The organism is Kitasatospora sp. NPDC058444 (assembly GCF_042721415.1).
Lineage (GTDB): Bacteria > Actinomycetota > Actinomycetes > Streptomycetales > Streptomycetaceae > Kitasatospora.
This window is the reverse complement of sequence record NZ_JBHXLL010000034.1, coordinates 85,498-94,231: the sequence shown is the minus strand read 5'-3', so window position 1 is coordinate 94,231 and position 8,734 is coordinate 85,498. Positions and strand designations below refer to the sequence as shown.

Below are 8,734 nucleotides of genomic sequence, written 5' to 3'. Positions count from 1 at the left end.
GCAGGGGGGACCCTGTGGGAGAGTAGGACGCCGCCGAACAATTCTTCAGAAGAACCCCCATCCGGTTTCCGGATGGGGGTTCTTCGCGTTTTAGGGCCAAGCCGGCCGGATGGGCCCGACAGGCCGGGCCGGCCGCCGAGGCGGCCTCCCGGACCCCTCCCGAACGGCCCCCGCCGAGTGGCTGCTCCGCCGTCAATATGCCGCTAAAACCGCCTGATCAACGCACTGATCAGCGGAAAATCGCCTGGCACACCGTAGTCTCGAAGGCGAGGGGAACAGGTGTCCGGGGTGTCCTCCGGGCAGTGTCGGATCAAGAATGGTGCTCATGGGACGAGGCAGGCTGCGCATCTACCTCGGGGCGGCCCCCGGGGTCGGCAAGACGTACGCCATGCTCGCCGAGGCGCACCGGCGGCAGGAGCGCGGTACGGACGTCGTGGTCGCCTTCGTGGAGGACCACGGCCGCCGGCGAACCGCGGACATGGTCGCCGGCCTCGAGGTGGTGCTGCGGCAGCAGGTGGTGCACCGCGGCGCCCGCTTCTCCGAGATGGACCTGGACGCCGTCCTCGCCCGCCGCCCGCAGGTGGCCCTGGTGGACGAGCTGGCCCACACCAACGTCCCCGGCTGCCGCAACGAGAAGCGCTGGCAGGACGTCGAGGAGCTGCTGGCGGCCGGGATCGACGTGATCTCCACCGTCAACGTGCAGCACCTGGAGTCGCTCGGCGACGCCGTCGAGGGCATCACCGGGGTGCGCCAGCGCGAGACCGTGCCGGACGAGGTCGTCCGGCGGGCGGACCAGATCGAGCTGGTGGACATGTCCCCGCAGGCGCTGCGGCGGCGGCTGGCGCACGGCAACGTGTACGCGCCGGAGAAGATCGACGCCGCGCTCGCGAACTACTTCCGCCCGGGCAACCTGACCGCGCTGCGCGAGCTGGCGCTGCTGTGGACCGCTGACCGGGTGGACGAGTACCTCCAGAAGTACCGGGCCGAGCAGGGCATCGAGGGCACCTGGCAGGCCAGGGAGCGGATCGTGGTCGGCCTGACCGGCGGCCCCGAGGGGGCGACGCTGATCCGCCGGGCGGCCCGGATCGCCGCCAGGGTCTCCGGCGGTGAGCTGCTCGCCGTGCACATCTCCCGCTCGGACGGGCTGGTGGGCTCCGGCTCGCCGCAGACGCTGATCGAGCAGCGCGCGCTGGTGGAGAGCCTCGGCGGCTCTTTCCACTCGGTCCTCGGCGACGACCCGGCCGCCGGGCTGCTGGACTTCGCCCGGGGCGTGAACGCCACCCAGATCGTGCTGGGCACCAGTCGGCGGCCCGCTTGGCAGTACCTGTACGGGCCGGGCGTCGGCACCACGGTGACCCGGGAGGCCGGGGACATCGACGTCCACATGGTCACCCATGAGCATGCCGGGCACGGGCGCGGCAAGATACCGGTCCGCCGGATCACCGACCTGGGCCGTACCCGGACCGTCGCCGGCTGGCTGATCGGGCTGGTCGGCCCCCCGGTGCTGGCGGTCGTGCTGACCGCGATCGGCGGGCTGGGGCTCTCCACCGACATGCTGCTGTTCCTGTCGCTGACGGTGTGCGCGGCGCTGGTCGGCGGGCTGCTGCCGGCCATCGGCTCGGCGCTGGTCGCCTCCTCGGTGCTGAACTACTACTTCACCCCGCCGCTGCACACCTTCACCATCAACGAGCCGCAGAACATCATGGCGGTGGCGATATTCACCATCGTCGGCATATCGGTGGCGTCGGTGGTGGACCTCGCGGCCCGGCGCACCCAGCAGGCGGCCCGCAGCCAGACCGAGGCGCAGACGCTCAGCGCGCTGGCCGGCACGGTGCTGCGCGGCGCGCCCAACGGCGACGGGGTGCTCACCGCGCTGATGGAACAGGTCCGGGAGACCTTCGGGCAGGAGAGCGCCGTGCTGCTGGAGCGGCCCGATCCGCTCGCGGCCTGGGCGCCGGTGGCCTCCGCCGGCCCGCGCCCGCCGCAGCGGCCGGAGGAGGCGGACGTGGACGTCCCGGTCGGTGACAGCCTGACGCTGGTGCTGCGCGGCCGGGTGCTGCCCGGGGCGGACCGGCGCCTGCTCGGGGCCTTCGCCGCGCAGGCCGCCGTGGTGCTGGAGCGCCGTCGGCTGGCCCGGGAGGCCGCCGAGGCCCGCCGGGAGGCCGAGGGCAACCGGATCCGGACGGCCCTGCTGGCGGCGGTCTCGCACGACCTGCGCACCCCGCTGGCCGGCATCAAGGCCTCGGTGAGCTCGCTGCGCTCGGCGGACGTCGACTGGGACCCGGAGGACGAGGCCGAGCTGCTGGCCGGCATCGAGGCCGGGGCCGACCGGCTGGATCATCTGATCAACAACCTGCTCGACATGAGCCGCCTGCAGACCGGGACCGTCACCCCGCTGATCCAGGAGACCGACCTGGACGAGGTGGTGCCCTTCGCGCTCGGCGGGGTGCCGCTGGAGTCCGTCCGGCTGGAGGTGCCGGAGACGCTGCCGATGGTCCGGGCCGATGGCGGGCTGCTGGAGCGCTCGCTGGCCAACCTGGTGGAGAACGCCGTCAAGTACAGCCCGGACGGCGTCAAGGTGCTGGTCAAGGCCGACGAGCTGCGGCAGCCGGGGCAGCCGTCCCGGGTCGAGCTGCGGATCGTGGACCGCGGCCCGGGCGTGCCCGAAGAGGCCAAGGAGAAGATCTTCGCCCCGTTCCAGCGGTACGGGGACGCGCCGCGCGGCGCCGGGGTGGGCCTCGGGCTCGCGGTGGCGCGCGGCTTCGTCGAGGCGATGGACGGTACCGTCACCGCCGAGGACACCCCGGGCGGCGGCCTCACCATGGTCGTCAGCCTGCCCGTGGTCGAACGGCCGCCCGACACGGGGGAGCCGGGCGGCGAGGGTGGCGATCCGCTCCCGGAGCTGATCACCTGAGAACCGGCGGCGCACCGGCCGGGCCCGTCACCCCTCCGGGGGACGCGCGCCGCAGTGAGAGCCGCAGTGAAAGTCGCAGAGCCAGTCCCCAGTCCGCAAGTCAGACAGCCCCGAAAGGCGGAGCCCGCACATGACCCGGGTCCTCGTCGTGGACGACGAACCGCAGATCGTCCGCGCGTTGGTGATCAACCTCAAGGCCCGCAAGTACGAGGTGGACGCGGCCCATGACGGCGCGAGCGCCCTGGAGCTGGCCGCGGCCCGCCATCCGGACGTGGTCGTCCTCGACCTGGGCCTGCCCGACATGGACGGGGTCGAGGTGATCCGTGGCCTGCGCGGCTGGACCCGGGTGCCGATCATCGTGCTGTCGGCCCGGCACGCCTCGGACGAGAAGGTCGAGGCCCTGGACGCCGGTGCCGACGACTACGTCACCAAGCCGTTCGGCATGGACGAGCTGCTCGCCCGGATGCGGGCCGCCGTGCGGCGGGCCGAGCCGGTGGCCGGGGAGGCCGACTCGCTGGTCGTCACCGAGTCCTTCACCGTCGACCTCGCGGCCAAGAAGGTCAACCGGGACGGCGCCGACGTCCGCCTCACCCCGACCGAGTGGCACCTGCTGGAGGTACTGGTCCGCAACGCCGGGCGGCTGGTCAGCCAGACCCAGCTGCTGCAGGAGGTCTGGGGCCCGGCGTACCGCACCGAGACCAACTACCTGCGGGTCTACCTCGCCCAGCTGCGCCGCAAGCTGGAGCGCGACCCCTCGCACCCGCGCCACTTCATCACCGAACCGGGCATGGGATACCGGTTCGAGAGCTGACCGCGGCTGCCCCTGGCGGCTGAACGGCCTGCCGCCAGGGGGCCCGAACCCGGTACCCTTCCGACATGAGTGGTGACAACAGCAGCGGCCAGCCGCAGGGGCGGTTCCGCCGCATGCTCAGTCGGCTGACCTCCTCGGCCGAGGAGCTGGACGCCGAGGAGCTGCGTCAGGAGAGCGCCGCGGAGTCGGGCTGCACACCGATCGCCGGCTGCGGCGACCGTGAGCTGGTCACCGTCGCGGGCACGCTGCGCACGGTGACGCTCCGCCCCCGGGCGGGTGTGCCCGCCCTGGAGGCCGAACTCTTCGACGGCACCGAGGCGCTGGACGTGGTCTGGCTCGGCCGCCGCTCGATCGCAGGGATAGAGCCCGGCCGCCGGCTGGTCGCCAGCGGCCGCATCGGTCACGCACGCGGGCGCCGCGTGCTGTTCAACCCCCGCTATGAGCTGCGTCCGGTCGGACACGGGAGCGAATGAGCGTGAGTAACCAGCCCGGCGGCGAGACCGCCGCCCAGCTCGACCCGGCCGTCGACCCCGCGGACGCGGAGGCCGCCCGCAAGGCCGCCTCCAAGGAGGCCGCCGACACCGTGCTCCAGGCCTTCGGCGGCGTGCGCGGCATGATCGACATGACGCTGCCAGGCCTGGTCTTCATCGTCACCTACAACCTGACCCACCAGGTCAGCACCTCGGCCTGGGCCGCGCTGGGCCTGAGCGCCCTGTTCGTGGTGGCCCGGCTGGCGAAGCGGGAGACCATCCAGCACGCCTTCAGCGGGGTGTTCGGTGTCGCCCTCGGCGCCTGGATCTCGATGAAGAGCGGCAAGGCCGAGGACTTCTACCTGCCCGGCCTGCTCTGGAACGTCGCCTACTGCATCGCCCTGGCGGCCTCCGCGCTGGCGCGCTGGCCGATGATCGGGGTGATGCTCGGCCCGATCACCGGCGAGATGTTCACCTGGCGCAAGGAGAACCCGGGCCGTCTGGCCGCCTACACCAAGGCGACCTGGGCCTGGGTGCTGATCATGGGCCTCAAGCCGTTGATCCTCTTCCCGCTGTACTTCACCCACAACGTCAACCTGCTGGGCTGGCTGAAGGTCGCCCTCGGCATCCCGCCGCTGCTGCTGGCGATGTACGTGACCTGGCAGATCCTGCTGAAGGCGCCGCCACCGATCAAGGCGCAGCTGGACGAGGAGGAGCCGGCGAAGTAGCCGGCTCCCGGCCGGTCCGAGTACCGGATCCGAGCACTGGATCCGAGTGACGGCTCCCGAGCAACGGCGAAGGGCCCGCACCCCGACGAGGGGTGCGGGCCCTTCCGCTGTGCGTCCCGGCGCTACTGGGCGCCCGAGGTGGCCGAGAGGAGCTGCTCCAGCTCCTCCTCGCGCTCCTGCGCGGCGACGAAGAGCAGCTCGTCGCCGCCCTCCAGGGTGTCGTCCTTGCCCGGCACCAGCACCCGGCCCTCGCGGATGATGGTCACCAGCGCGGTGTCCTGTGGCCAGAGCACGTCGCCGACCCGGGTGCCGACCAGTTCGGTGTCGGAGGCCAGGGTCAGCTCGACCAGGTTGGCGTTGCCCTGGCTGAAGCGCATCAGGCGGACCAGGTCGCCGACGCTGACCGCCTCCTCGACCAGCGCGGACATCAGGCGCGGGGTGGAGACGGCGACGTCCACGCCCCAGGACTCGTTGAAGAGCCACTCGTTCTTGGGGTTGTTCACGCGGGCGACCACCCGGGGCACCGCGTACTCGGTCTTGGCGAGCAGCGAGACGACCAGGTTGACCTTGTCGTCACCGGTCGCGGCGATCACCACGTGGCAGCGCTGGAGCGCGGCCTCGTCCAGCGAGGTGATCTCGCAGGCGTCGGCCAGCAGCCACTCCGCCATCGGAACCCGCTCCACCGAGATGGAGTTGGGGTTCTTGTCTATCAGCAGGACCTCGTGGCCGTTCTCCAGCAGCTCGCCCGCGATCGAGCGGCCCACGGCACCGGCCCCGGCAATGGCGACCCGCATCAGTGACCCTCCTCCTTCGGCCCCTGCGCGAACGCGGCCTCGACGGCCGTCAGGTCGGCCCGGCGCAGCATCACGTGCACCAGGTCGCCCTCCTGCACCACCATCTGGGGCGAGGGGAGCACTCCCTCGCCGAGCCGGGTGACGAACGCCACCCGGGCGCCGGAGGACTCCTCCAGCTTGCTGATCCGGTGGCCGATCCAGCGCGGGTCGTACGCGACCTCGGCGAGCTGCACGCCACCGCTCGGGTCCTGCCACAGCGGCTCGGCGCCGCTCGGCAGCAGTCGGCGCAGCATCTGGTCGGCGGTCCAGCGGACCGTCGCCACGGTGGGGATGCCCAGGCGCTGGTACACCTCGGCGCGGCGGGGGTCGTAGATCCGGGCGGCGACGTTCTCGACGCCGAAGTTCTCCCGGGCCACCCGCGCGGCGATGATGTTGGAGTTGTCACCGCTGGAGACCGCGGCGAAGGCGCCGGCCTCCTCGATGCCCGCCTCGCGCAGGGTGTCCTGGTCGAAGCCGACGCCGGTGACCCGGCGGCCGTTGAACCCGGCGCCCAGCCGACGGAACGCGGTCGGGTCCTGGTCGACGACGGCCACCGAATGGCCCTGTTTCTCCAGTGCTCTGGCGAGGGCGGAGCCCACGCGGCCGCAGCCCATGATCACGATGTGCACCGGCGCTACCTCACCCGTCCCGAAGGGGCCTTGACCTGCGCAAACACCGTTCAGCTCCGTTTCCCGCCCGGTCGTCCGGGACGAGGTTCATCGTGGGGGCACCGGCCCGGCAACACCCGACAACCAGAGTGATGCCCGCCGACTCGTATCCGACACGCTAGCCGGTCCACCGAACGCAGTCGCGACGAAGGGGGGGACAAACGGACGAGCCTGGACCGGGGAGCCCCTACGATTCCTTAACGTGCCTATGCCGACTGACCTTCCGAAACGCATCCTTATCGGGCGCGCCCTACGCAGCGACAAGCTGGGCGAGACGCTTCTGCCCAAGCGGATCGCGCTGCCCGTGTTCGCCTCGGACGCGCTCTCCTCGGTCGCGTACGCCCCCGAGGAGATCCTGCTCACCCTCTCCCTCGCGGGCGCCTCGGCGATCCACTTCTCCTGGCAGATCGGCGTCGTCGTGGCGATCGTGATGCTCGCCGTGGTCGCCTCGTACCGGCAGAACGTGCACGCCTACCCCAGCGGTGGCGGTGACTACGAGGTCGCGACCGTCAACCACGGGCCGGCCGCCGGTCTGGTGGTCGCCAGCGCCCTGATGGTCGACTACGTGCTCACCGTGGCCGTGTCGACCACCTCGGGCGTCGCCAACGTCGTCTCCGCGGTGCCCGCGCTGCGCGGCCACGAAGCGGTGCTGTCGGTGGTCGTGGTCGTGCTGCTGATGGGCATGAACCTGCGCGGTGTGCGCGAGTCCGGGAGCGCCTTCGCCGTTCCGACCTACGCCTTCATGATCGGCGTGATCGGGATGGTCGGCTACGGGGTGTTCCGGCACTTCGTGCTGGGCCAGGACATGCCCGCCGAGAGCTCCGGGTTCCACCTCGCCGCCACCCCCGGCAACGACTCGCTGGCCGGCTTCGCGCTGGTGTTCCTGCTGCTGAAGGCGTTCTCCTCGGGCTGTGCCGCGCTCACCGGTGTGGAGGCGATCTCCAACGGCGTGCCGGCCTTCCGCAAGCCGAAGAGCAAGAACGCGGCCACCACGCTGCTGATGATGGCGAGCATCGCCGTCGTGATGTTCATGGGCATCATCTGGCTGGCCCGGCTGACCGGTGTCCAGATGGCCGAGAACCCGACCGAACAGCTCGTCGGCGCCTCGCCCGACTACCACCAGAAGACCGCGCTGGCGCAGATCAGCGAGGCCGTGTTCAACAACTTCACGCCCGGCTTCTACTTCGTCGCGGCCGTCACCGGGCTGATCCTGGTGCTCGCCGCCAACACCGCCTTCAACGGCTTCCCGGTGCTCGGCTCGATCCTCGCCCAGGACCGCTACCTGCCGCGCCAGCTGCACACCCGCGGCGACCGGCTGGCCTTCTCCAACGGCATCATCCTGCTGGCGATCGCCGCGGTCCTGCTGATCCTCGCCTTCGACGCCGACCCGACCCGGCTGATCCAGCTCTACATCGTCGGCGTCTTCGTCGCCTTCAACATGAGCCAGTCCGGCATGATCCGGCACTGGACCCGGTTGCTGCGCACCGAGACCGACCCGGCCGAGCGCCGCCGCATGCAGCGCAGCCGGGCGATCAACGCCTTCGGCCTGGTGATGACCATGGCCGTGCTGATCGTCGTCCTGGTCACCAAGATCAGCCACGCCTGGATCGCGATCGCCGCGATGGCCGTGCTGTTCGTGATGATGAAGGGCATCCGCCGGCACTACGACCGGGTCTCCGACGAGCTCATCGCCGCCGAGGAGCCGGACGACGTGGTGCTGCCCACCCGGGTGCACGCCATCGTGCTGGTCTCCAAGCTGCACAAGCCGGCGCTGCGCGCCCTCGCGTACGCGAGGCTGGCCCGGGCCCACACGCTGGAGGCCGTCACGGTCAACGTCGACCCGGCGGACACCGCGGTGCTGCGGCGGGAGTGGGACGAGCGCGGCATCGAGGTGCCGCTCAAGGTGCTGGACTCGCCGTACCGCGAGATCACCGGGCCGGTCCTGGACTACGTGAAGAACCTGCGGCGCAGCAGCCCGCGGGACGTGGTCTCGGTGTACATCCCGGAGTACGTGGTCGGCCACTGGTACGAGCACCTGCTGCACAACCAGAGCGCGCTGCGGCTCAAGGGGCGGCTGCTCTTCAAGCCCGGTGTGATGGTCACTTCGGTACCGTGGCAGCTGGAGTCCTCGGAGCGGCGCAAGCCGCAGAAGGCCTGGTCGGCGCCGGGTGCCGTCCGCCGTGGCGAGCCACGGGCGCCGAAGGCCGTAAAGTCGAAGGATTCCTCCACCGGTGCGAACGCCGGTGACACCTCCGACCGCAGCAAGGACTCCTCCCAGTGACCCGCAACACTCCGCCCCGTTCCTCGGGC

Annotated in this window: 7 protein-coding genes; 5 read left to right on the top strand and 2 right to left on the bottom strand. The window is 71.4% G+C overall.

Going from position 1 to position 8,734, the window contains the following annotated elements:
• The first annotated feature begins 325 nt into the window (after positions 1–325).
• The 4 genes from ACFWP2_RS28830 (at position 326) to ACFWP2_RS28815 (ending at position 4,923) form a co-directional block, all read left to right on the top strand.
• Entirely contained in the window at positions 326–2,914 is a 2,589-nt protein-coding gene (locus ACFWP2_RS28830; RefSeq protein ID WP_380456695.1) for an ATP-binding protein, read from the top strand.
• 130 nt (positions 2,915–3,044) lie between these two features.
• Positions 3,045–3,725, top strand: coding sequence for a response regulator (locus ACFWP2_RS28825; protein WP_049657530.1), 681 nt, complete (start codon positions 3,045–3,047; stop codon positions 3,723–3,725).
• A 65-nt stretch (positions 3,726–3,790) separates the two neighbouring features.
• Positions 3,791–4,198: an OB-fold nucleic acid binding domain-containing protein gene (locus tag ACFWP2_RS28820; protein WP_188300850.1), complete on the top strand. Its 408-nt coding sequence runs from the start codon at positions 3,791–3,793 to the stop codon at positions 4,196–4,198.
• A 2-nt stretch (positions 4,199–4,200) separates the two neighbouring features.
• Entirely contained in the window at positions 4,201–4,923 is a 723-nt protein-coding gene (locus ACFWP2_RS28815; RefSeq protein ID WP_380456692.1) for a DUF3159 domain-containing protein, read from the top strand.
• 122 nt (positions 4,924–5,045) lie between these two features.
• Here ACFWP2_RS28815 and ACFWP2_RS28810 read toward each other — a convergent pair whose 3' ends face one another.
• Complete coding sequence (locus tag ACFWP2_RS28810) at positions 5,046–5,717, bottom strand: TrkA family potassium uptake protein (RefSeq protein ID WP_360352917.1); 672 nt, start codon at positions 5,715–5,717, stop codon at positions 5,046–5,048.
• A complete protein-coding gene (locus ACFWP2_RS28805) occupies positions 5,717–6,385 on the bottom strand; it encodes a potassium channel family protein (RefSeq protein WP_380456689.1) in 669 nt (222 codons plus the stop codon). Before ACFWP2_RS28805 ends, ACFWP2_RS28810 begins: the two co-directional genes overlap by 1 nt.
• A gap of 247 nt (positions 6,386–6,632) precedes the next feature.
• On the opposite strand from ACFWP2_RS28805, the gene ACFWP2_RS28800 reads away from it, so the two are divergent.
• Positions 6,633–8,705, top strand: a complete 2,073-nt coding sequence (locus tag ACFWP2_RS28800; protein ID WP_380456701.1) for an APC family permease — start codon at positions 6,633–6,635, stop codon at positions 8,703–8,705.
• Positions 8,706–8,734 lie beyond the last annotated feature (29 nt).

What these genes read in the sequence shown, in the direction of transcription:
- ACFWP2_RS28830 (WP_380456695.1), top strand. Translation starts at nt 326, where the DNA reads ATGGGACGAGGCAGGCTGCGCATCTACCTCGGGGCGGCCCCCGGGGTC.
- ACFWP2_RS28825 (WP_049657530.1), top strand. Translation starts at nt 3,045, where the DNA reads ATGACCCGGGTCCTCGTCGTGGACGACGAACCGCAGATCGTCCGCGCG.
- ACFWP2_RS28820 (WP_188300850.1), top strand. Translation starts at nt 3,791, where the DNA reads ATGAGTGGTGACAACAGCAGCGGCCAGCCGCAGGGGCGGTTCCGCCGC.
- ACFWP2_RS28810 (WP_360352917.1), bottom strand. Translation starts at nt 5,717, where the DNA reads ATGCGGGTCGCCATTGCCGGGGCCGGTGCCGTGGGCCGCTCGATCGCG.
- ACFWP2_RS28800 (WP_380456701.1), top strand. Translation starts at nt 6,633, where the DNA reads ATGCCGACTGACCTTCCGAAACGCATCCTTATCGGGCGCGCCCTACGC.